Below are 22,420 nucleotides of genomic sequence, written 5' to 3'. Positions count from 1 at the left end.
TTAGCGTCATCGAAACACATGCCATCCGACAGGGGAGCGCGCAGCGCTGAGAGTGCGGGCCGCCGGCCCGCAGACCCTCGAACCTGATCTGGGTAATGCCAGCGCAGGGAGTTCGGTCGTCTCCAGCCGAGTTGCTGGCGCGCGCCTTCTCTCGGTTCGCGATAGAGCTGGAGGCACCATGACCAACCGCTGGCGGACGATCGACATCGTGATCGCTTCGATCATCGCGGTCACGTTCGGCGTCGTCTTCTGGGCGTGGAACATTCTGTGGGGAGCCACGCAGGGGGCGTTCGCGTTCTTCCCGCCGGCCCAGACCGTGCTGTACGGGGTGTGGCTGATGCCGGCCGTGCTGAGCGGCCTGATCATCCGGAAGCCGGGCGCATCGCTGTACACCGAGACGCTGGCCGCGATCATCTCCGCGCTGCTCGGCGACCAGTGGGGTGCCACGGTGATTGCGCAGGGCTTCGTGCAGGGGCTCGGCGCGGAGCTGGCGTTCGCGGCGCTGCGGTACCGCTCGTTCCGGCTGCCCGCGGCGCTGTTCGCCGGGGCGCTGACCGGTCTCGGTGCCGCCCTGTTCGACTTCTTCGTCTGGAACGGCGCGTACGCGCTGTGGAGCTACCGGATCCCGTACGCCCTGCTGACGATCGTCAGCAGCACCGTGATCGCCGGGGTGGGCGGCTGGGCGCTGGTGCGGGCGCTGGCGCCCACCGGGGTGCTGGACCGCTTCGCGGCGGGCCGCGACCGCGCCCTGGTCTGACCGATGGCGGAGGTCGTGCTGCGCGGGTTCGGGTGGCGCCACGCCGGACGCCGCGCCTGGGCCGTACGCGGCGTCGACCTGCGCATCGCGCACGGCGAGCGGGTGCTCCTGCTGGGCCCCTCCGGGGCGGGCAAGAGCACCCTGCTCGCGGCGCTGGCCGCGCTGCTGCCCCGGGACTCCGGCGAGGCCGAGGGGGCGGTCGAGATCGACGGCCTGGACCCGCACAAGGCCCGCGAGCGCGTGGGCATCGTCTTCCAGGACCCGCAGACCCAGCTCGTCATGGCCCGCAGCGGCGACGACGTGGCGTTCGGGCTGGAGAACCGCGGGGTGCCCGCCGAGGCGATCTGGCCCCGGGTGGACGCTGCGCTGGGGCGGGTCGGCTTCCCGTACGCCCGGGACCGGCCGACCGCGGCCCTGTCCGGCGGTGAACAGCAGCGCCTCGCGCTCGCCGGGGTGCTGGCGTTGCGCCCCGGGCTGCTGCTGCTCGACGAACCCACCGCCAACCTCGACCCGGCCGGTGCGGCCCGGGTGCGCGACGCGATCACCCGTACCCGGGACCCGGACACCACACTGATCCTCGTGGAGCACCGGGTGGCCGAGGCGCTGCCGCTGGTCGACCGCGTGATCGTGCTCGAACCCGGTGGAGGGATCCGCGCGGACGGCCCGCCCGGGACCGTCTTCGCCACGCACGGCGCACGCCTCGCCGAGGAGGGGGTCTGGGTGCCGGGCCGGCCGGTCACGCCCCGCAAGGCCGTCGCCCCGCCGGCCGATCCTCTGGTACGGGCACGCGCGGTCGCCGTACCCGGCCGCCTCGCCGCGGTCGACCTGACCGCACACGCCGGGGAGGTCGTCGCCGTGACCGGCCCGAACGGGGCAGGCAAGAGCACCCTCGCGCTGATCCTGGGCGGGTTACTCCCCCCGGGTTCCGGGGCGGTCGAGGCGTTCGGTGACGCCCGGCCGCCGCACCGGTGGCGGGCCGCGGTGCTGGCCCGGCGCATCGGGTCGGTGTTCCAGCAGCCGGAGCACCAGTTCGTGACCGCCCGGGTCAGCGACGAGCTGGCGCTGGGCCCGCGCCGGCTGGGCCGCCCGGCGACCGAGATCGCCAGGACGGTCGACGAGCTGCTGCACCGGCTGCGGCTGACCCGGCTGGCCGGAGCGAACCCGCACACCCTGTCGGGCGGCGAGGCGCGGCGCCTGAGCGTGGCGACCGCGCTGGCGAGCGCCCCGCGGCTGCTGGTGCTGGACGAGCCGACGTTCGGGCAGGACCGGCGTACCTGGATCGAGCTGGTGGACCTGCTGGCGCAACTGCGCGACGACGGGCACGGGGTCGTGGCGGTCACCCACGACGACGCGTTCATCGCGGCGCTGGCCGACCGGGTGCACGAACTGGACGGCCGGGCGGGCCCGGCATGAGTCTCACCGTTGCGCCGATCGCCGACCCGGACGCTCCGCTGGCACGCCGCAACCCGGTCGCCAAGCTGGGTGCGGCGTTGCTGTTCTCGATGATGCTCGTGCTCACCCTGGACCCGTTGACGCCCGCCCTCGCGCTCGCGGTCGAGCTGGCCGTGGTGCCGCTGTTCGGGCTGCGTTATCCGGCGCTGGCCCGCCGCGCCTGGCCGCTGGCACTGGCCGGTGCCGGGGTGCTGGTGACGATGGTGCTGTTCGCGGCGGACCGGGCGGGCACCACCCTGCTCGCGCTGGGGCCGTTCGACATCACCACCGGGGTACTGGGCACCGCGCTGGCGCTGGTGCTGCGCGTGTTCGCGGTGGCGCTGCCCGGGGTCATCGTGTTCGCCACCACCGACCCGACGGACCTGGCGGACGCGCTCGTGCAGAACGCGAAGGCACCGCCGCGGTTCGCGATCGGCGCACTCGCCACGTTCCGGATGCTGCCGCTGCTGGGCGCCGAGTGGCAGATGCTCACGCTGGCCCGGCGGGCGCGCGGGGTGGACGCCGGCCGCAACCCGGTGGCCCGGCTGCGGTTGTTCGCCGCGACCACGTTCGCCCTGCTGGTCGGTGCGATCCGGCGCGGCACCCGGCTGGCGGTGGCGATGGACGCGCGCGGCTTCGACTCCGGCGCACCCCGCACGTACGCGCGGCGGCAGGTCTTTCGCGGGGCGGACGCCGCGCTGCTGGCAGGGGCGGCCGCCGTCGCCGGCGCGATCCTGGCCATCAGCGTGGTCACCGGGGTGTTCCGCCCGATCATCGGTTGAGCGCGCGCACCTGCCGGGCTGCGATGATGGCGGCATGCTCGTCGCGTTCTCCGTCACCCCGCTCGGCGCGGGCGATGCCGTGGGCGACCTGGTCGCCGAGGCCGTCCGCGTGGTCCGCGCATCCGGCCTGCCCAACCGCACCGACGCCATGTTCACCACGATCGAGGGTGAATGGGACGAGGTGATGGCCGTGGTCAAGCAGGCCGTCGACGCGGTCGCCGCGCATGCGCCCCGGGTCAGCGTCACGCTCAAGGCCGACGTCCGGCCCGGCGTGACCGGCGCGCTCGACGCGAAGGTCGCGCACATCGAGCGACGCCTGTCCCAGCCGTGACCCGGCCGGCCGTGGCGTCCGACGTGGACCGGTTCCCCGCGGCCGACGCGGGCTGATCCGGCACACCGTGCCGGGAAACGGCACGCGCCGCCGACGGGGTGGTGTCGGCGGCGCGTCGGTCCGTACGGAAATCAGATGCGGAACGCGCTGACCGCCATGGTCAGCTCGGTGCTCATCCGGGCGAGTTCCGAGGCGGCGTGCTGGGACTGGTTGGCGCCCGCCGCGGTCGAGGCGGCGGCGTCGGCCACCCCGGCGATGTTGCCGGCGATGGCGGTGCTGCCGTCGGCAGCCGCGGTCACGTTGCGGGTCATGTCGTCCGTGGTCGCGGTCTGCTCCTCGACCGCGGTCGCGATCACCGTCTGGTAGTCGTTGACCTGGTTGATGATCGAGGCGATCTTGTCGATCGCCGCGACCGCGTCCGCGGTGTCGGTCTGGATGGCCAGCACCCGCCGGGAGATGTCCTCGGTGGCCTTCGCCGTCTCCTGAGCCAAGTCCTTCACCTCGCCCGCGACGACCGCGAAGCCCTTGCCGAGGTCGCCGGCCCGGGCCGCTTCGATCGTGGCGTTGAGGGCGAGCAGGTTCGTCTGCTCGGCGATCATGTTGATGGTCTGGACGACCTCACCGACCTCCTGCGACGAGACACCGAGGCGGGTCACCGTGGACATGGTCGACTCGGCGACCGACACGGCCTCCGACGCGACGCCGACGGCCTGGTTCGCGTTCTGGGCGATCTCCCGGATCGACGCCACCATCTGCTCGCTGCTGACCGCGAGCGTCTGCACGTTGCCGGAGATCTGACCGGCGCCGTCGGACACCAGCCCGGCCTGCGCGCTGGTCTCCTCCGCGTTCGAGGCGATCTGGGTGGCGGTGGCAGACAGCTGCACCGATGCGGACGACAACGACCCGGCGCCCGCGGCCACCTGGGTCACCAGCCCGCGCAGGGAACCGACGGTCTGATCCACCGCCCGGCTCAGCTCGCCCAGCTCGTCGGAGCGCGGCAGTTTAGCCCGTACGGTGAGGTCACCGTCCGTCGCTCGCCGCAGCGCCGCGGAGATCGACTTCAACGGCCTGGTCACGGACCGGGTCGCCGCGATGGCGAGCAGAGTTGCCAGCACGAACACGACGAGCGTCACGCCGAGCCGGATCATCTGGTTGGTCCGCAGGTCGGCCGCGGCCTGCGCGGTCATCGCCACGGAACGCCCCTGGATCGACGCGAGCACCTTGTCGGTCAGCTTCACCACGTTGCCGTACGCCTGCGCGACCTGCCCCTTGGTGATGCTGTCCATGCCCGCGACCCGCGCCGCCGGCGACTCGTCGGCGCGCAGCTGGCCGGTGAGCGCGTCGAGCGTCGAGAACAGCGCCGTCCAGGCCGTCTTCAGGTCCTTCCAGGACGTACGTTCGGCCGGGGTCAGCGAGGCTGCGGGCACGGCGTCCATGGCGGCGAGGATGGCCTTACGGTCCGGCGCAACGGTGTTGCCGACGGCGGCCGCGTTGCCGTAGGCGCCCGCGCTGCCGAGCAGCTGCGCCTGGTAGGTCGCCACGTCCTCGGCGAGCAGGCGTACCCGCTGCACCTGGTCCGCGGTCACGCTGAGGTGGCTGATCCGGGCCTGGGCCGCGGTCTGCTGCTGGGAACCGCGCAGGCCGGCGAACAGCGCCCCCGCGATGAAGACCCCGAGGATGGCGAACGCGCCCCCCAGCCGTACGCCAACAGTGATCTTCCTGCGCTTCATCGCGGTCCCTCGTCGTTGTTCGGTGTGTCTCTTGAACACCGAAATCGGCGAGTGGTCGGCGGCGGGCCCGTGGCGCAGGCAGTGAAACGCGTCACTCCAAAAGTCAGACAAAGGCCCCAGAGCGCGGCGGTTGACCGAACGGATGACACGGTCGAGCCGACCGGTCGGCAGCCCGTCTCGGCACGGCGAAGAGGGAACCGAGCAAGCCAGCGCGAGGGGTGCGCCGCGATGCGGTTCTGAATCGGGTCAGCTCGGGGCGACCGGGTTGGGCACGGCACCGCCGAAGCGGCGATCCCGCTGGGCGTACAACTGGCACGCATACCACAGGTGACGGCGGTCGAAATCCGGCCACAGGGTGTCGAGGAAGATCAGTTCCGCGTACGCGGACTGCCACAGCAGGAAGTTGCTGGTCCGCTCCTCCCCCGACGGGCGCAGGAACAGGTCCACGTCGGGGACCTCGGGGTGGTACAGGTACTTCGCGATCGTGCGCTCGTTGACCTTGTCCGCCTTCAGCCGCCCGGCCGCCACGTCCCGGGCGATCGCCGCGGCCGCGTCGGCGATCTCAGCCTGACCGCCGTAGTTGACGCAGAACTGCAGCGTCAGCTTCGTGTTGTGCCGCGACATCTGCTCCGCGGTCTGCAGCTCGGAGATCACGCTCTTCCACAGCCGGCCGGAGCGCCCCGACCAGACCACCCGCACCCCCAGCTCGACGAGCTGGTCGCGGCGGCGGCGGATGACGTCGCGGTTGAAGCCCATGAGGAAGCGCACCTCGTCGGGCGAACGCTTCCAGTTCTCCGTCGAGAACGCATACGCCGACAGGTACGGGATCCCCAGCTCGATGGCGCCCTCGATCGTGTCGAACAGCGAATACTCGCCCTGCTCGTGGCCCTTGGTGCGGGACAGGCCACGCTCCTTGGCCCACCGGCCGTTACCGTCCATGACGATCGCGATGTGCTTGGGCAGCGCGTCGCGTGGCAGGTCGGGCGGGGTCGCGCCGGAGGGGTGCGGGGTGGGCGGACGCGTCACGACATGCTCTCCCGTCGATCGACCAGCGGCAGAGAACGCAACGCGCGCTCCATGTGCCACTGCAGGTGGGCCGCCACCAGACCGCTGCACTCGCGGCGCACCGGCGGCTCGGCGGCGTCGGCGACTGTCCAGTCGCCGCTGGTCAGGGCCAGCATCAGCCCCAGGGTGGCCGGCGCGGGGTGCGCCGAGCCGGGCGGACGGCAGTCCGGGCAGACCGAACCCCCGGCCGGTACGGAGAACGCGCCGTGCGGGCCCGCCTCGCCGCAGACCGCGCACTCGGCCAGCGCGGGCGCCCACCCGGCCAGGGACATGCCGCGCAGCAGATACGCATCCAGGACGAGACTGCCGTCGTGCTCGCCCGCCGCGAGCGCCTTGAGCGCGCCCAAGGTGAGCTGGAACAGCCGCAGCGCGGGCTCCCGCTCGACCGGGGTGAGCCGCTCCGCGGTCTCGGCGATCGCGCTGGCCGCGGTGTAGCGCGGGTAGTCGCCGAGGAACCGCTTGCCGTACAGCGTCACGGCTTCCACCTGGCTCACCGAGTGCAGCGTGCTGCCCACCCCCTCGGGGGAACCGGCCAGCTGCAGATCCACGTGGCCGAACGGCTCCAGCCGGGCACCGAACCGCGACGTCGTACGCCGCACCCCGCGGGCCACCGCCCGCAGCCGCCCGTGCCGCCGGGTCAGCAGCGTGATGATCCGGTCGCTTTCGCCCAGCTTCTGCACGCGCAGCACCACCGCGTCGTCGCGGTAGAGCTGTCGGCGGTATCCGGCGGGCACCCGGCCATTCTGCCCCGCCGGTACGACACCGCCCGACCGGGTCCGGCAAACCCCGAGCCGCATCTCAGGGTCGAATCCGGGATCGTTGGGTGGGAGAACCGATGGTCCGGCCGCACGGCGGGTCATACCGTCTCCACCATGAACCCCACCCTGATCCGGCGCGCCGGCGCATTCACCATGGTCTCCGCGGCGGTGGCCGCGCTCGCCGGCTGCGGTGGGATCGGTGCGCAACTGACGTACCACGACGTCGAGAAGGTCAAGGTCACCGAGATCCTGATGACCGGCGCCAGCGGCGACGTCACCGTGCACACCTCGGCCATCGGCGAGACCCGGATCACCCGGACCGTACGCAGCAGCAGCGATCCCGACCGCGGCTACACGCTCGACGGCACCGTACTCACCCTGGACACCGACTGCGGCGCGGACTGCACGGTGTCCTACGACGTCGAAGCACCGGCCGGGGTCACGGTCCGCGGCAAGCTGCAGTCCGGCGACGTCAACCTCACCGGCGTGAGCGCCACGGACGTGACGCTCAACTCGGGCGACATCCTGGTCCGCGACGCGGCCGCCGACGTCAAGGCGACCACCACGTCCGGCAACATCACGGTGGAAGGCGCCAAGGGCGCGACCACGCTGCACGCGACGTCCGGCGACGTGGATGCGAACGGGGTCGGCGGCGGCCCGGTCCAGGCGACGTCCACCAGCGGCGACGTGACCATCACCCTGAACACGCCCGCCCCGGTGACCGCCGAGACCACCAGCGGCGACGCCGTCGTGCGGGTGCCCGCGTCGGGCAGCTACCACGTACGGGCCGACAGCCACTCCGGCGACACCCGGGTCGAGATCCCCGACGATGCGAAGTCCTCGAATCTGATCACCGTGAAAGCCACCAGCGGCGACGCCATGGTCCAGACCGCGTAGGGTCGCCGGAGACCGCCGCCCCGAGGACGACATGTACGAACTTCAGGCCGTCATCGGCCGCGCCGACCTGCTGCAAGAACTCGCCGCCGACACACGGCGCGCCGAGGTCGTCGCGCTGCGCCAGGGCCTGGGCATGATCCTGGTGACCTACGACCTGATCGCCGAGATCGCCGGGCCCGACACGGGCCGGATCGGCCCCGAACCGGGAGCGAAATTCACCCCGATCCGGCCGGCCGTCGCCCGATGGTCCCGGCATGGCGTGTTGGCCTGCGTTGATGCGTCCTTCTTCGGAGGCGACGGCGAACAGTACGCCGAAGTCTGGCGCGAAGGCGCCCGCGTGTGGGGACCGGTCGTCGACTCCGCGTTCACCGGCCCCCGCGACCAGTGGCCGATCAACGCGGCGCTGCACCTGATCGGCGCCCGCCCCACCGCCGGCGACGACCCTGCCCGGGGCCCGGCCGACATGTTCGCCGAGGTCGGCCTCGGCCTGCGACGCGACATGGACGGCTGGCTCAGGTGCGCCCGCACCGGGTGGACACCCGAACTGGACGACGCCCAGGTGGAGCAGTACCGGCGCGCCGAGGCCGAGCGCGCGCTCGATCGACTGCCCGCCGATCTCGACGGCGAGGAGGTCATGGCCGTATTGGGCATCCCTGCGGGGCCCGCGGTCGGCGCGGCCTTGCGGCACCTGCGGCTGCGGCGGTCAGAGCTCGGGCCGCTAAACCGGGAACAGGCCGAGACCGAGCTCAGGACCTGGGCGGCGCGCGACTAGGATGCCCGGGTGCTCATCGCGAAGAGGGTCAGCATCTGGCGCAGCAGCTACCTGATCAGCGCCGAGGGCCGCCCGGTCGCCACCTGGGACAGCGCGTTCTGGAAATCCGGCGGCACCTTCGACCTGGACGGGCAGCAGTACCGGGTGAACGCCAACGCGTGGGGCACCCGGTACACCCTGACCGGCCCCGACGGCACGCCGCTCGCCTCGGCCGACCGGGTGGGCCGCAAGAACTGGACCGTCCAGGCCGGCGGCCAGACCTACCGGTTCCAGCGCCGCTCCTTCTGGAGCACCGACCAGGAACTGCACACCGACCAGGGCCCGGCGGGCTCCGTCCGGCGGACCAGCATGTGGGGTGACCAGGTCGCCGTCGACCTGCCGGGCATGCCGATGCCCGTACAGATCTTCGTGCTGGGAGTCGTCATCACGATGTGGAACGCCCAGGCCGCCGCCGCGGCCGGCTAGAAGCCGAGGCGGCGCAACTGCTTCGGATCGCGCTGCCACTCCTTGGCCACGCGTACGTGCAGGTCCAGATAGACCTTCTTGCCCAGCAGCGCCTCGATCTGCGCGCGTGCCAGCGTGCCGACCTGTTTGAGGCGGGAGCCGCGCGCGCCGATCACGATCGACTTCTGGCTGTCACGCTCCACGTACACGTCCGCGTAGATCTTGGTGAGGTTGCCTTCGACGAGGATTTCCTGCACGAGCACGGCGATCGAGTGCGGCAGCTCGTCGCGTACCCCCTCCAGGGCCGCCTCGCGCACCAGCTCGGCGATGAGAACCTGCTCCGGCTCCTCGGTCAGCACGTCGTCCGGATAGAGCTGCGGCGACTCCGGCAGATGCCGGACCAGCACCTCGACCAGCGTGTCGACCTGGTGCCCGGACACCGCGCTGACCGGAACGATCTCCGCGAAGTCGTACAGCTCGCTCACCGCGATCAGGCGCTGGGCGAGCGTCGCGGGGTCGACCAGGTCGACCTTCGTGACCACGGCGATCACCGTGGCCTTCAGCTCCGCGATCTCCGCCGAGATGAAGCGGTCCCCGGCACCGACCGGCTCGTCCGCGGGGAAGCACACCCCGATCACGTCGACCTCGCTCCACGTATCGCGGACCAGGTCGTTGAGACGCTGGCCGAGCAGCGTACGCGGGCGGTGCAGGCCCGGCGTGTCGACGAGCACGAGCTGGCCGTCCGGGCGGTGCAGCACGCCACGGATGATGTGCCGGGTCGTCTGCGGTTTGTTCGACGTGATCGCGATCTTCTGCCCGATGATCGCGTTGGTCAGTGTGGACTTGCCGGCGTTGGGCCGCCCCACGAAGCACGCGAAACCGGCCCGGTACGCGCCGTCCCCGGCCGCTGCGGGCGCCACGCCCGCCCGGTGCCGGTGGCTGCCCGCCTCGCGGCCACGCCGCCCGCCCGGTTCGGCACCACTCTGGCCTCGGGCCGAAGGCTTGCCACCCCCCGCGCGGGCCGAGCGCTTGCCACCCCCGGCGCGGGCCGAAGACTTGCCACCCCCTGCGCGGGCCGCAGGCTGGTCACCGCCCTTTGCTTGCTGTGGCGGTTGGGAACCGGAACGGCCACGCCGTGCGCCCGCGGAGGGCCGGGAGCCCGACCCGCTGCCGGACCGGCCATCGCGCGGCGACTGCGGCGCGTCGCTCATTCCGTGACCGTGCCCAGCAGCGCGCCGTCCGGCCCCGCGACATGGATCGGAGCATCCGCGGCCAGGTCACGCACCGCCGCGTGGCCGGCACCGTCCAGATTCGACGCCTCGGTCACCACCGCGGCGGCCTCCAGCCGGGTCGCACCCGCCGCGACCGCGGACGCGACCGCGAGCTGCAACGCGGTGATGGACATGCTGGGCAGCGCAACACTGGCCGCCGCGTACGTACGGCCGTCCTGATCGCGCACCGCGGCGCCCTCGACGGCCCCGACGCGGGCCCGCGCGCTGCGGGCGAGCGTGACCAGCTTGGCGTCCTCGGTGCTCAGCGCCGCATCGGCAGCGGCGGGGGCGATGGTCGGATCAGGCATCGGCGTGCTGTCTCTCTTCGGATTCCGGGCTGGATTGGGGATGCTCGGCCTTGGCGGGCACCCGCCGCACGAGCACCGAGTCGATGCGGTTGCGCCGCCCGGTGGTGCCTTCCGCGATCAGGTGCAGCCCGCCCATGTCCACGGACGCGCCGGGGATCGGCACCCGGCCCAGCGTCTGGGCGAGCAGGCCACCGACCGTCTCGACCTCGTCGGCGGGCAGTTCGACCCCGAACAACTCGCCCAGGTCCTCGATCGGCAGCCGGGCGGTGACCCGCACCGCGCCGTCGTCCAGGTGCTCCACAGGTGGGCGCTCGACGTCGTACTCGTCGGTGATCTCACCGACGATCTCCTCCAGGATGTCCTCGATCGTGACCAGGCCGGCGGTGCCGCCGTACTCGTCGACGACGATCACCAGGTGGGTGCGGGCGGCCTGCATCTCCGACAGCAGGTCGTCGACCGCCTTGGACTCCGGCACGAACGTGGCGGCCCGCATCACCTCGGCGACCGGCTCGGCGCCCGCCGCCGGGTCGCCGCTCTGGGTACGCCGGATCACGTCCTTCAGATACAGCACGCCGAGCACGTCGTCGACGCTGTCGCCGATCACCGGGATCCGCGAGAAGCCGGAACGCAGGAACAGCACCAGTGCCTGCTGCAGCGTCTTGGGCGCCTCGATCCACACCATCTCGGTACGTGGCACCATCACCTCGCGGGCGATCGTGTCGCCGAGCGCGAACACCGAGTGGATCATCTGGCGTTCGCCGTGCTCCACCACCCCGCGCTGCTCGGCCAGGTCGACCAGTTCGCGCAGCTCCACCTGACTCCCGAACGGCCCCTCCGGGAACCCTTTGCCCGGAGTCACGGCGTTGCCGATGAGGATGAGCAGGGAAGCCAGCGGGTTCAGGACCCGGCCCAGGCCCCGGACCAGCGGTCCCGCGGCCCGGCCGATCGCGTACGCGTGCTGACGCCCGATCGTGCGCGGCGCCACGCCGACCACCACGAAGCTCACCACGGTCATGGCGCCCGCCGTGATCAGCGCGGCCCGCCAACCCGCCCCGTACGTGTCCACCGCGACCAGCGCGACCAGCGTGGTCGCGGTCAGCTCACACAACAGCCGCAGCAGGAGCAGCAGATTGACGTGCCGGACCACGTCACCCGCGACCGCGGCCAGCGCCGCCGCGCCACGCTGACCCTCGCGGGCCATCTCCGCGGCACGCGCCGTGGAGACCGTGGTGAGGGCGGCATCCGTCATCGAGGCCAGGCCGGCCAGCAGCACCAGCACGAGCGCGTAGCTGAGCAGTTGCACATCCGGCAGGCCGCCGGTGGCGTCCGCGGCGAGCAGCGGGGTGTCCACGGCGTCAGCCGGCCCGCCGCCCGGCGTGCCAGCTCTGCAGGAGCCGGTTCTGCAACGCGAACATCTCGCGCTCCTCCTCCGGCTCGGCGTGGTCGTAACCCAGCAGGTGCAGCGCGCCGTGGACCGTCAGCAGATGCAGCTCGTCGGCTGCGGTGTGGCCCGCGGCCACCGCCTGTTTCGCGGCCACCTCGGGGGCCAGCACGATGTCGCCGAGCAGGGCCGGCTCACCCGTGCCTGCCTCGCCGGGGCCGTGGTCGACGCTGCCCTCGTCCATCGGGAACGCGAGCACGTCGGTCGGGCCCTCGCTGCCCATCCAGCGGTGGTTCAGCTCCGCCATGTAGTCGATGTCGACGAGCAGGATCGACAGCTCCGCGAGCGGGTTGACCCCCATCTCGTCGAGCGCGTGCCGGGCCACCGCGAGGATCGCGTCGGTGTCGACCTCGACTCCCGACTCGTTGGCGATCTCGATGGACATCAGGTGCGGTTACCCCCGTGATCAGCGCCGCCGCCCGGGGCGGCCACCACTGGCGGCGCGCCCGGGCACGGCATGGACGGACTGCGTGGCTTGCTGGTCGGCGTCATACCGTGCGTACGCGTCGACGATCTCGGAGACCAGGCGGTGCCGGACGACGTCGTTGCTGCTCAGCTCCGCGAAGTGGACGTCCTCCACGCCGTCGAGGATCTGCCGGACGACCTGCAGGCCGCTGACCGTGCTGTTGGGCAGGTCGACCTGCGTGACATCGCCGGTCACCACGATCTTGGAGCTGAAGCCGAGCCGGGTGAGGAACATCTTCATCTGCTCGGGCGTGGTGTTCTGCGCCTCGTCGAGAATGATGAACGCGTCGTTCAAAGTCCTACCGCGCATATAGGCCAGGGGGGCGACCTCGATCGTGCCCGCCTGCATCAGGCGCGGGATGGAGTCCGGCTCCAGCATGTCGTGCAGCGCGTCGTACAACGGCCGCAGGTACGGGTCGATCTTCTCGTTGAGCGTGCCGGGCAGGAAGCCCAGCCGCTCCCCCGCCTCGACCGCCGGCCGGGTCAGGATGATGCGGTTGACCTGCTTGGCCTGCAGCGACTGCACGGCCTTGGCCATCGCCAGGTACGTCTTGCCGGTGCCCGCGGGCCCGATGCCGAAGACGATCGTGTTGGCGTCGATGGCGTCGACGTACCGCTTCTGGCCGAACGTCTTGGGGCGGATGGTGCGTCCGCGCCGGGAGAGGATGTTGAGGGTCAGCACGTCGGCGGGACGCTCGGAGATGTTCTGCGCGAGCATCGCGGCCGTACGGCGAACCGCGTCGACCGTCAGCGTCTCGCCCTTCTCGATCAGCTCGATGAGCTCGGAGAACAGGCGCTCGGCGGTGGCGTTGTCGGCGGGCGAGCCGGTCACGGTGATCTCGTTGCCGCGGACGTGGACGTCACTGACGACGGTCCGCTCGATCAGCTTGAGGATCTCGTCCTTCGGGCCCAGCAGATTCACCATGATCTTCGGGTCGGAGACCTCGATCCGGGTCTGCACCCGAGCGGCGGCGCTGCTGTGTTCGGTGCCGGTCATATGGGGCGGCCCTACGGCCTACGCCACCTGCTCTCGTTCTCGTCGCCGTCGCTGGTAGGCGGCGCCCTGAAGGGGATCGTGCCATCGTATCCGCTCGGCGCGGCCGCCGCCGATCCCATTATCCGCGGGTCGCGGCGGCGGCCGGGCCCCGCTCAGCCGTCGGAGGGCGAACGCTGGTCGAAGGTCTCCAGGTTGCGGGTGAGCCGGTACGTCGCCCAGTGCATGCGGACCACGGTGCCGTGCTCGTCGCGGGTGAGCCGGAGCAACTCGCCGACTTCGCGCCCGGAAATCGTGCGCAGGATGTCCGGGTTGTCCGGCAACGGGCGGAACACCGCGGGGGGCCGCTCCGGGGCCGCGTCGGCGGCTCGGGCCTGCAGGGTGCCGTCGTGCCAGCTGAAGACGTGCGGGAAGCCCTCGCTCCACCACTGGCCGAGGACGGGACGGTACGCCGGTGGCGCGGGCTCGCCCGGGGCCCAGGGCTTGATCTCGGCGGGGTCGGCCTCGAGCGCGATGCCCATCAGCTCGTGCACGAGGTCGATGGCCGCGACCGCGGTCCCGGACGAGGCCAGCACGGCGGCACCGAGCGCCCCGGGATTTCCCTCCCCGCCGCGACGGCCGTAGACGCCGGCCAGGAAACCCGGCATGGCGCCGTCGTGGCCCACGTCGACGACCCGCTTGCCCTGCGGCAGCAACAGCAGCCCGAGGCCGAAGCCGGCGGCCCACAGCGCCTCGTCGGTGGTGGTGTGCGGCCAGCGCATCTCCTCCAGCGTCGCCGCGGAGAGAACGGCCCCGGCCGGGTCCACGATTTCGGGACCGGCCAGGAACGCCGCCCAGCGGGCCATGTCCGTGGCGGTGCTCCACAGCTGCGCGGCGGGAGCGACACCGCCGAGGTCGGGCTGCGGCTCGGGGCGGACCGCGTCGGAGTACGCGTCGACGAGGTAGCCGACCGCGGCGTCACCGGTGGGCGCCACCGTGGTCGCGGTGAGCCCGAGCGGGGTGAGGATGCGCTCGGTGAGCACGGACTGCCAGGTGCCGCCGCGCAGCCGCGCGACGAGCTGGCCGAGCACCGCGAGGCCCAGGTTGGAGTAGTGGAACCGGCGGCCGGACGGCAGCACCCGCTCGGCGCGGTCCAGCTCGGTGAGCAGGCCGGCAGCGTCGGGGGAGACCAGCGTGTCCCAGACGTCGCCGTGGGGCTCGCGCTGGAATCCGGCGGTGTGCGAGAGCAGCCGGCGGATCGTGGCGTCGCCGTGCCCCGGGACGTCGAGGTGGGCGGAGATCGGGTCGTCGAGGTCGAGCAGCCCGTCGTCGCGGGCCTGCATGACCAGCACCGCGGTGAAGCTCTTGGTGACCGAGCCGATGCGGAACCGGCTGTCGGCGTCCAGCGGGTGTGCCGGGTTGCCGGACGTGCCGATGGTGAAGCTCCACGGCTCGCGGTCGGCGCGGTGCAGTGCGACGGAGAGGGCGGGGACGCGCGCGTCGGCCTGGACCCGGCGGACGGCGCGCTCCAGGCGGTCTGCTGCGCTCACCGGCACACCATCGGGCCGAGCGGGGCGCCGCCGAGCACGTGGGCGTGCACGTGCGCGACCTCCTGCCCGGCGTGGGAGCCGTTGTTGACGATCAGCCGGAAGCCGTCCGTCCGCAGGCCCTCGGCCTCGGCGACCGTGGCGGCCGCGGCGAGCACGTCGGCGGCGACGCCCGGGTCGGCGAGCGCGAGCGCGGCGATGTCGGGGTGGTGGTCCTTGGGGATCACCAGCACGTGCACGGGGGCCTTGGGCTGGATGTCGCGGAAGGCGAGCGTGGTGTCGGTTTCGTGCACGACCGTCGCGGGGATCTCGCCCGCGACGATGCGGCAGAACAAGCAGTCGGTGTCCACGCAAGGATCCTAGGGTCTAGGTATGACAGGAGATCGGCTGCCCGCTGACTAGAGTGGACCGAGACGATCGAGGGAGCGCTCTCATGGCCCAGTACGACGAGGTGATCGAGCCTCTGCTCGCCCAGCTGGACCTGACCGAGAAGGTCTCCCTGCTGACCGGCGCGGACTTCTGGTCGGTGCCCGCCCTGCCGCGCATCGGCCTGCGTTCGCTCATCATGTCGGACGGTCCGGTCGGCGTCCGGGGCACCGGCTGGTCCTCCGACGACCCGTCGGTCGCGTTGCCCAGCCCCACCGCGCTCGCCGCGACCTGGGACCCGGAACTGGCCCGCACCGCCGGACGGCTGCTCGGCCAGGAGTCGCGCCGCAAGGGCGTGCACGTCCTGCTCGGCCCGACGGTCAACCTGCAGCGCACCCCGCTGGGTGGCCGCCATTTCGAGTGCTACTCGGAGGATCCGCTGCTCAGCGGCGAGATCGGGGCCGGGTTCGTGGCCGGAGTCCAGGCGCATGGGGTCGGCACCACGGTGAAACACCTCGTGGGCAACGACTTCGAGACCGACCGGATGACCGTGGACGTGCACATCGGCGAACGCGCACTGCGCGAGCTGTACCTGGCGCCGTTCGAGCGGGCCGTCGCGGCCGGTTCGTGGGGGGTGATGAGCGCGTACAACGCGGTGAACGGGCTGCCCATGGCGAGCAACGGGCCACTGCAGAGCGACGTGCTCAAACGCGAGTGGGGCTTCGACGGGGTGGTGGTCTCCGACTGGCGGGCCGCCCGGTCCACGGTCGACGCGGCGCTGGGTGGCCTCGACGTCGCGATGCCCGCGATGGAGAACCCGTGGGGCGAGCGGCTGGTCGCGGCGGTGCGCGCCGGGCAGGTGCCCGAGGACGTCGTCGACGACAAGGTACGGCGGGTGCTGCGCCTCGCCGCCCGCGTCGGCATCCTGGACGGGATCCCGCCGGCCGTGGCCGCCCCGCCCGAGGACCTCGACGGCGACGCGGTCGCCCACGAGGTCGCCATCCGCTCGTTCGTGCTGGCCCGCAACGAGAACTTCGCCCTGCCGCTGGAGCCGGCCGCGCTGACCCGGGTCGCGGTGATCGGCGCGCTCGCCATGGACGCCCGGGTCCTGGGCGGGGGCAGCGCCCACCTGACGCCGCCGCACGTCGTCTCACCGCTGGAAGGGCTGGGCCGGGCACTGTCCGGGGTGGACGTCGCGTACGCGGTCGGCGCGGACCCGCGCCCGTTCCTGCCGGCGGCGCACGGGCCGCAGTGGGGCGACGGCTTCACGGTCACGCTGTCGGGCGGCACCACGCACACGTTCACGTTGCCCGGCGCCGGCCTGCGCTGGATCGGTGATCTGCCCGGTGGGCTCGCCCCGCGCGAGGTAACGACGATCGAGCTGCGGGCCGTGTTCACCCCGGAGGAAGAGGGCGAGCACACGTTCGCGGTTTCCGGGTTCGGCACGTTCGAGCTGGTCGTCGCCGGGGAGTCCCGGTTCGCCGGGACGCTGCACCCGCCCGGGGCGGGCCGTACCGAACTTCTGCTGTCGCCGCAGGAGCGGCGGACCGGGGTGCGGCTGGCGGCCGGCGTACCCGTGGAGGTGGTGTTGCGGCAGCACATCGCGCCCGGCCTGGCGCACACCGTGGCGACCACGCTCGGGCACCGGGCGCCGGGCCCGGCCGCCGACGGCATGATCGCCGAGGCCGTCGCGATCGCGGCCGAATCCGACGTGGCCGTGGTCGTGGTCGGCACCACGGAGCAGGTCGAATCGGAGGGCTTCGACCGGACGTCGCTGGCGTTGCCCGGCCGCCAGGACGAGCTGGTGGCGCGGGTCGCCGCGGCCAATCCACGTACGGTCGTGGTGGTCAACGCGGGCTCGCCGGTGCTGTTGCCGTGGGCCGACGACGTGGCCGCGGTGCTGCTGACCTGGTTCCCCGGGCAGGCGGCGGGTGCGGCGCTGGCGGATGTGCTGCTCGGCGTCGCGGAACCCGGCGGGCGGCTGCCCACGACGTGGCCGCGGCGCGCGAAGGACTGTCCCGTGCTGGCCGTCGACACCACCGGCGGGGTCGTCGGGTACGACGAAGGGGTGTTCGTCGGCTACCGCGGCTGGCTGCGCAGCGGCCGCACCCCGCGGTACGCGTTCGGCCACGGCCTCGGCTACACCACCTGGGTGTACGAGGCGCTGGAGGTGGGCCCGGACGAGGCCGTGGTCACCGTGATCAACGTCGGTGCCCGGTACGGCCGGGAGGTCGTCCAGGTGTACGCGGGCCCCACCGAGCCCGACCCGGAACGGCCGCAATGCTGGCTGGCCGGGTTCGCCTCCGTCGACGGCCACCCGGGTGAGCGGGTCACGGTGCGGATTCCGTTGCCGGAGCGCACCTGGCAAGTCTGGGAGTCCGGCTGGCGCACGGTGTTCGGCGCGTACGACGTCACGGCCGCGCACGCGCTGGACGACCCGCGACTGACGGCCACGCTCACGCTCGTCCCCGCCGGGACGCCGGTCACCGGCGCCTGAGCGGCAGCCGGCTCCCGGAGCGCCGCAAGCACCGTACGCTGGGCGGGTGCTGTTCCGCGAGGACGCGCTGGACCGGATCCGCGCGGGCCGGGTGTCGGTGGTGTTCCGCCGCTGGCGCACCGCCCGGGTGCGGGCCGGCACCCGGCTGCGCACGATGATCGGCCTGGTCGAGGTACGCGCGGTCGCCCGGGTCCCCGACGTCGCGCCGGCGGATGCGGAACCTGCCGGCTACCCCGACGTGGCGGCGTTGCGCGGCGACATCCCCGGTGATCCGGCGCACCCGCTGTACCGGATCGAGGTGGGATACGCGGGGGCCGACCCGCGAATCGCGTTGCGCGCGGACGTGTCCGGGCTGCCCGAGGTGGTGGCGGAGCTGGAGCGGATGGACCGGGCGACCCGGCGCGGCCCGTGGACCCATACCGTGCTGGGGCTCATCGGGGCGCGGCCGGCGGTGCGGGCCGGGGACCTGTTCACGGTGGCCGGCTATCCGGATCTGGCGTCGTTCAAACGGGACGTGCGGCGGCTCAAGGAGCTGGGGCTGACCGAGAGCCTGGAGGTCGGCTACCGGTTGTCGCCGCGCGGGCGGGCGGTGCTGGGCGAGGACTGACCGATGTGGCCGGTCACCACCGGCCCAGGCGGGTGGCGAGCACGGACAGCGCGGCCACCCCCGCCGTGGAGGTACGCAGCACGGAATCGCCCAGCCGCATCGGCAGCGCCCCGGCGGCCACGAACCGGCCCAGCTCGGCGTCGGCGATGCCGCCCTCGGGCCCGACGATCAGCACGATGTCACCGGAGCCGGGCAGCTCGGCCGCCGTGAGCCGGTCGGTGGCCTCCTCGTGCAGCACGAACGCGGCCGCCGCGGCGGAGATCCGGGCCGCCACCTGCGGGGTGGAGCAGTCCGGGTCGCCGCCGACCGCGGGCAGCCACGCCCGGCGGGCCTGCTTGGCGGCCTCCCGGGCAGTGGACGCCCATTTCTCCCGGGCCCGTACCCCGCGTTCGCCACGCCACTGGACGATCGCCCGGGAGGCGGCCCACGGGACGATCTCGTCGACGCCCACCTCGGTCATGGCCTGCACGGCCAGCTCGCCACGGTCCCCCTTGGCGATCCCCTGCACCACGGCCAGCCGCGGGTCCGGGGCCGGCGCGAACGTGCGCTGGCCGAGCGCCACGTCGATGGTGCCGCGGCCCACCCGCAGCACCGAGGCGGCGACCGTCCCGCCCCGCCCGTCGGCCAGGATCAGCCCCTCACCGGCGCGCAGCCGCTGCACGTCGGCGGCGTGGTGGCCCTCGGGCCCGGCGAGCGTGAAGGTCTGCCCCGTGGGCAGGTCATCGACGAGGAACAGCGGCGCGGACATGCCCGCACGGTACCGGTTGTGATCGCACGGACCTGGCAGGGCGCGGGCGCCCGGTCATGAGCCGTCCGGCGAATGGGCTCCCGCGCCCGTTGTCCGCGGGAGCGACGGCCCGGCCCCCGGCGGACCTGGGGCAAGAAAGACCCTCAGGCCACGACCGGGAGCGCCACTCAATGGCCGTTGAACGCGTCCCGCATCCGGGAGAAGAAGCCGCCCTGCTTGCTGAGCTCCGCCACGTCCTCGCCGCGGGTCTTCGCGAAGTCGCGCAGCAGGCGCTCCTGCTCCGCGGTCAGCTTGGTCGGGGTCTTGACGTCGAGGTGGACGAAGAGGTCGCCGCGCCCCTGGCCGCGCAGGTGCGGCACCCCCTTGCCGCGGATGCGCAGCGTGGAGGCGGGCTGGGTGCCGGGCTTGACCTCGATCGCCTCCTCGCTGTCGAGGGTCTTGATGGTCAGCCGGGTGCCGAGCGCGGCCGCGGTCATCGGCAGGGTGACGCGGCAGTGCAGGTCGTCGCCCTTGCGGGAGTAGACGTCGTGCGGGCGCTCGTGGATCTCGACGTACAGGTCGCCGGCGGTGCCGCCGCCGGGCCCGACCTCGCCCTGCTGGGCGAGGCGGATCCGCATGCCGTCCTCGACCCCGGCCGGGATCTTGACGGTCAGCGAGCGACGGGTACGGATACGCCCGTCGCCCGCGCACGTCGGGCACGGGTGCGGGATGACCGTGCCGTGGCCCTGGCAGACCTGGCAGGGCCGGGACGACACGACCTGGCCCAGGAACGTGCGCTGCACGGACTGCACCTCGCCCCGCCCGCCGCAGGTCTCGCAGGTGGCCAGGTGGGTGCCGGGTGCGGTGCCCGCGCCGGTGCACTGGGTGCACAGCACCGCGGTGTCGACCGTGATCGGCGCCTCGACGCCGAACGCGGTCTCCACCAGGTCGAGTTCGAGGCGCAGGATCGCGTCGGCGCCCGGACGGGTCCGCGGGCGGGGGCCGCGCGCACCACCGCCGGCCGCGGTGCCGAAGAACGCGTCCATGATGTCCTGGAAGCCGACGAACGGCCCGGCCCCGCCGGGGCCCGCCGGTCCGCCGCCGCCCCCGGGAGCGAGGGGGTCGCCGCCGAGGTCGACGATCTGCCGTTTCTGGTCGTCGGACAGGACCTCGTACGCCGCGTTGATGTCCTTGAACTTCTCGTGCGCCTCCGGGTCAGGGTTGACGTCCGGGTGGAACTGGCGAGCGAGCTTGCGGTACGCGCGCTTGATCTCGTCGTCGGTGGCATCCCGGTTGATCCCGAGAATTCCGTAGTAGTCCTTGGCCACTGGGTTTCGAGTCCTCATGTCTGCCACGCCCGTGCGGGCACTCGTCGCGAATCCGTCAGTTCTGGGCCAGCAGGTCGCCCATGTAGCGTGCCACGGCACGCACAGTGGCGATGGTGCCGGGGTAGTCCATGCGGGTCGGCCCGAGCACACCCAGCCCGCCCACAATCGTGGCGCCCGGGCCGTAACCCGTGCTCACCACCGATGTCGACCGCAAATTGTCGATCTTGTTCTCGTCGCCGATGCGGACCCGGGTGGTGCTGGGCTCCACCTCGCCGATCAGTTTGAGGAGGATGACCTCCTCCTCCAAGGCCTCCAGGACGGGCCGCAGGGTGCCCTGGAAGTCCAGCATGCTGGCGCGGGCCAGGTTGGCCGTACCGGCCAGGGCGACGCGCTCCTCGGTGCGCTCCACCAGAGTCTCCAGCAGCACCGAGGCCAGGCACGCCACCATGGTCCGGCGGTCCGGGGCGGTCTCGTCGACCAGGCCCTGGACCAGCGGCGGGGCATCCGCCAGCTTCTGCCCGGCCAGTTTCTCGTTGCACCGGCGGCGCAGCTCCGTGACGTCGTCGGGGCCCACCGGGGCGGGCAACTCGACCAGGCGCTGCTCGACCCGGCCCGTGTCGGTGATCATCACGAGCAGCAGCCGGGTCGTGGAGATCGGCACCAGCTCCAGGTGACGCACCGCAGAACGGGACAGGCTCGGGTACTGCACGACCGCGACGTGCCGGGTGAGCTGGGCCAGCAGCCGCACCGTCCGGTGCACCACGTCGTCGAGGTCGACCGCGCCGACCAGGAACCGCTCGATGGCCCGGCGCTCGGCCGGGCTGAGCGGCTTGACCCGGGACAGCCGGTCCACGAACAGCCGGTAGCCGAGATCGGTGGGGACCCGCCCCGCGCTGGTGTGCGGCTGGCGGATGTAGCCCTCCTCCTCCAGCACGGCCATGTCGTTACGCACGGTCGCCGGGGAGACACCGAGCTGGTGCCGCTCGACCAGGGCCTTGCTGCCGACGGGTTCCTGAGTGGCGACGTAGTCCTCGACGATGGCGCGCAGCACGTCGAGCTTGCGGTCATCAAGACTCATCGGACCCCTCCCCCCGCTCTGTCGACAGCACCTCACTGGCACTCGGCTTGAGCGAGTGCCAGTCTACGTCGCCGCGACCGATGGCGCGATGATCGCGCGCCACCCGGCCGGGGGTCCCTTAGCCGACTGTCTATTCTTCGACGCCGTTGGCATGTTGACCTCGACCGTGTTGAGCTGCGGCCCTACCGTGTCTGGCATGACTGAACCGCCGCGCCCGCCCGGTGAGGGGAACCCTACGGACCCCACCGCGCCGTTCAACCCATACACAGGCAACGAGCCGACCTCCGGGTCGGCTCCGCCGCCTCCGCCCGGGGCACCTCATCCGCCCACGTACGGCACCCCGACCTCCGGGGGCGGCTACCCGCCGCCCGGCTCCGGGGCGGGCGGGTACGCTCCCCCGCCGTCCGGCGGCTACGGCCCGCCGCCCGGGGGCTACCCGACCGGCGGCACCCCGCCGCAGTACGGCGGCTACGGCCCGGGCAGCGCCAACGAGGACAAGACCTGGATCATGGTCGCCCACTTCGGCGGCGCGGCCGGCGCGTTCCTCGGTGGCGGCGCGTTGGGCTGGATCGCTCCGCTGGTGGCCATGATGGCCCGTGGCAACCAGTCCCCGATCGTGCGCCAGCACGCGGTGGCCGCGCTGAACTTCCAGCTGCTGTGGACCATCATCGCGGTGGTCGGCTACGCCCTGTCGTGCATCTTCATCGGGTTCATCCCGATCCTCGCCGCGGTGATCGTCGGCACGATCTTCGGCATCATCGCCGGGGTCAAGGCCAGCAACAACGAGCCGTACCAGTACCCGATGACAGTCTCGATGATCAAGTAAGTCCCCCGGTCGTGGCGCC

General features: G+C 72.6%; 23 protein-coding genes and 1 riboswitch. Of the genes, 10 read left to right on the top strand and 13 right to left on the bottom strand.

Going from position 1 to position 22,420, the window contains the following annotated elements:
* Positions 1–20 precede the first annotated feature (20 nt).
* Positions 21–128: riboswitch (TPP riboswitch) on the top strand.
* 50 nt (positions 129–178) lie between these two features.
* From ACMCNK_RS30315 to ACMCNK_RS30300, 4 genes are read left to right on the top strand one after another with little or no spacing between them, the layout of a single operon-like run.
* The gene (locus ACMCNK_RS30315; protein ID WP_412739752.1) at positions 179–757 is read left to right on the top strand and encodes an ECF transporter S component; all 579 of its coding nucleotides are present in this window, start codon (positions 179–181) and stop codon (positions 755–757) included.
* A gap of 3 nt (positions 758–760) precedes the next feature.
* On the top strand, positions 761–2,170 hold the full coding sequence (locus tag ACMCNK_RS30310) for an ABC transporter ATP-binding protein (protein WP_412739751.1): 1,410 nt from the start codon (positions 761–763) through the stop codon (positions 2,168–2,170).
* The gene (locus ACMCNK_RS30305; protein WP_412739750.1) at positions 2,167–2,970 is read left to right on the top strand and encodes an energy-coupling factor transporter transmembrane component T family protein; all 804 of its coding nucleotides are present in this window, start codon (positions 2,167–2,169) and stop codon (positions 2,968–2,970) included. Before ACMCNK_RS30310 ends, ACMCNK_RS30305 begins: the two co-directional genes overlap by 4 nt.
* A gap of 34 nt (positions 2,971–3,004) precedes the next feature.
* Complete coding sequence (locus tag ACMCNK_RS30300; protein WP_412739749.1) at positions 3,005–3,301, top strand: MTH1187 family thiamine-binding protein; 297 nt, start codon at positions 3,005–3,007, stop codon at positions 3,299–3,301.
* A gap of 131 nt (positions 3,302–3,432) precedes the next feature.
* On the opposite strand, the gene ACMCNK_RS30295 is transcribed toward ACMCNK_RS30300, so the two are convergent.
* From ACMCNK_RS30295 to recO, 3 genes are all read right to left on the bottom strand, one after another.
* A complete protein-coding gene (locus tag ACMCNK_RS30295; protein WP_412739748.1) occupies positions 3,433–5,031 on the bottom strand; it encodes a methyl-accepting chemotaxis protein in 1,599 nt (532 codons plus the stop codon).
* Positions 5,032–5,277: 246 nt separating this feature from the next.
* Entirely contained in the window at positions 5,278–6,057 is a 780-nt protein-coding gene (locus ACMCNK_RS30290) for an isoprenyl transferase (RefSeq protein ID WP_412739747.1), read from the bottom strand.
* Entirely contained in the window at positions 6,054–6,830 is a 777-nt protein-coding gene (gene recO / locus ACMCNK_RS30285) for a DNA repair protein RecO (RefSeq protein WP_412739746.1), read from the bottom strand. Before recO ends, ACMCNK_RS30290 begins: the two co-directional genes overlap by 4 nt.
* A 138-nt stretch (positions 6,831–6,968) precedes the next feature.
* On the opposite strand from recO, the gene ACMCNK_RS30280 reads away from it, so the two are divergent.
* From ACMCNK_RS30280 to ACMCNK_RS30270, 3 genes are read left to right on the top strand one after another with little or no spacing between them, the layout of a single operon-like run.
* Positions 6,969–7,751, top strand: coding sequence for a DUF4097 family beta strand repeat-containing protein (locus ACMCNK_RS30280; RefSeq protein WP_412739745.1), 783 nt, complete (start codon positions 6,969–6,971; stop codon positions 7,749–7,751).
* A gap of 31 nt (positions 7,752–7,782) precedes the next feature.
* Positions 7,783–8,523 (top strand): hypothetical protein, encoded by a 741-nt coding sequence (locus tag ACMCNK_RS30275; RefSeq protein ID WP_412739744.1) that lies wholly within the window; start codon positions 7,783–7,785, stop codon positions 8,521–8,523.
* A 9-nt stretch (positions 8,524–8,532) separates the two neighbouring features.
* The gene (locus ACMCNK_RS30270; protein WP_412739743.1) at positions 8,533–8,988 is read left to right on the top strand and encodes a hypothetical protein; all 456 of its coding nucleotides are present in this window, start codon (positions 8,533–8,535) and stop codon (positions 8,986–8,988) included.
* Here ACMCNK_RS30270 and era read toward each other — a convergent pair.
* From era to ACMCNK_RS30235, 7 genes are all read right to left on the bottom strand, one after another.
* Positions 8,985–9,887 carry a GTPase Era gene (gene era, locus ACMCNK_RS30265; protein WP_412739742.1) on the bottom strand — a complete coding sequence of 301 codons (903 nt, stop codon included), beginning with the start codon at positions 9,885–9,887 and terminating at the stop codon, positions 8,985–8,987. The two genes, ACMCNK_RS30270 and era, sit on opposite strands and share 4 nt — an antisense overlap.
* 287 nt (positions 9,888–10,174) lie before the next feature.
* On the bottom strand, positions 10,175–10,546 hold the full coding sequence (locus ACMCNK_RS30260; RefSeq protein ID WP_412739741.1) for a cytidine deaminase: 372 nt from the start codon (positions 10,544–10,546) through the stop codon (positions 10,175–10,177).
* Entirely contained in the window at positions 10,539–11,897 is a 1,359-nt protein-coding gene (locus ACMCNK_RS30255) for a hemolysin family protein (RefSeq protein ID WP_412739740.1), read from the bottom strand. The genes ACMCNK_RS30260 and ACMCNK_RS30255 overlap by 8 nt, the downstream gene beginning before the upstream one ends.
* A 4-nt stretch (positions 11,898–11,901) precedes the next feature.
* Positions 11,902–12,372, bottom strand: a complete 471-nt coding sequence (ybeY, locus tag ACMCNK_RS30250) for an rRNA maturation RNase YbeY (protein WP_412739739.1) — start codon at positions 12,370–12,372, stop codon at positions 11,902–11,904.
* A gap of 21 nt (positions 12,373–12,393) precedes the next feature.
* Entirely contained in the window at positions 12,394–13,449 is a 1,056-nt protein-coding gene (locus tag ACMCNK_RS30245) for a PhoH family protein (RefSeq protein WP_412739738.1), read from the bottom strand.
* A gap of 152 nt (positions 13,450–13,601) precedes the next feature.
* Positions 13,602–14,975 (bottom strand): serine hydrolase domain-containing protein, encoded by a 1,374-nt coding sequence (locus ACMCNK_RS30240; RefSeq protein WP_412739737.1) that lies wholly within the window; start codon positions 14,973–14,975, stop codon positions 13,602–13,604.
* Positions 14,972–15,322, bottom strand: a complete 351-nt coding sequence (locus tag ACMCNK_RS30235) for an HIT domain-containing protein (RefSeq protein ID WP_412739736.1) — start codon at positions 15,320–15,322, stop codon at positions 14,972–14,974. Before ACMCNK_RS30235 ends, ACMCNK_RS30240 begins: the two co-directional genes overlap by 4 nt.
* 83 nt (positions 15,323–15,405) lie before the next feature.
* On the opposite strand from ACMCNK_RS30235, the gene ACMCNK_RS30230 reads away from it, so the two are divergent.
* Both ACMCNK_RS30230 and ACMCNK_RS30225 read left to right on the top strand, forming a co-directional pair.
* The gene (locus tag ACMCNK_RS30230) at positions 15,406–17,835 is read left to right on the top strand and encodes a beta-glucosidase family protein (protein WP_412739735.1); all 2,430 of its coding nucleotides are present in this window, start codon (positions 15,406–15,408) and stop codon (positions 17,833–17,835) included.
* 46 nt (positions 17,836–17,881) lie between these two features.
* Positions 17,882–18,442 carry a hypothetical protein gene (locus ACMCNK_RS30225; protein WP_412739734.1) on the top strand — a complete coding sequence of 187 codons (561 nt, stop codon included), beginning with the start codon at positions 17,882–17,884 and terminating at the stop codon, positions 18,440–18,442.
* A 13-nt stretch (positions 18,443–18,455) separates the two neighbouring features.
* Here ACMCNK_RS30225 and ACMCNK_RS30220 read toward each other — a convergent pair whose 3' ends face one another.
* The 3 genes from ACMCNK_RS30220 to hrcA all read right to left on the bottom strand — a co-directional run bounded on the left by ACMCNK_RS30220 (position 18,456) and on the right by hrcA (position 21,575).
* A complete protein-coding gene (locus ACMCNK_RS30220) occupies positions 18,456–19,190 on the bottom strand; it encodes a 16S rRNA (uracil(1498)-N(3))-methyltransferase (protein WP_412739733.1) in 735 nt (244 codons plus the stop codon).
* 167 nt (positions 19,191–19,357) lie between these two features.
* A complete protein-coding gene (gene dnaJ / locus ACMCNK_RS30215; protein ID WP_412741036.1) occupies positions 19,358–20,497 on the bottom strand; it encodes a molecular chaperone DnaJ in 1,140 nt (379 codons plus the stop codon).
* Between the two features lie 55 nt (positions 20,498–20,552).
* Positions 20,553–21,575, bottom strand: a complete 1,023-nt coding sequence (gene hrcA, locus ACMCNK_RS30210) for a heat-inducible transcriptional repressor HrcA (protein ID WP_412739732.1) — start codon at positions 21,573–21,575, stop codon at positions 20,553–20,555.
* A 196-nt stretch (positions 21,576–21,771) separates the two neighbouring features.
* Between hrcA and ACMCNK_RS30205 the strand changes: the two genes are divergently transcribed.
* A complete protein-coding gene (locus ACMCNK_RS30205; protein ID WP_412739731.1) occupies positions 21,772–22,401 on the top strand; it encodes a DUF4870 domain-containing protein in 630 nt (209 codons plus the stop codon).
* Positions 22,402–22,420: the final 19 nt, after the last annotated feature.

Source organism: Krasilnikovia sp. MM14-A1259 (genome assembly GCF_047159535.1).
Taxonomy (GTDB): Bacteria; Actinomycetota; Actinomycetes; order Mycobacteriales; family Micromonosporaceae; genus Actinoplanes.
This window is presented reverse-complemented; position numbering and strand designations above follow the sequence as displayed.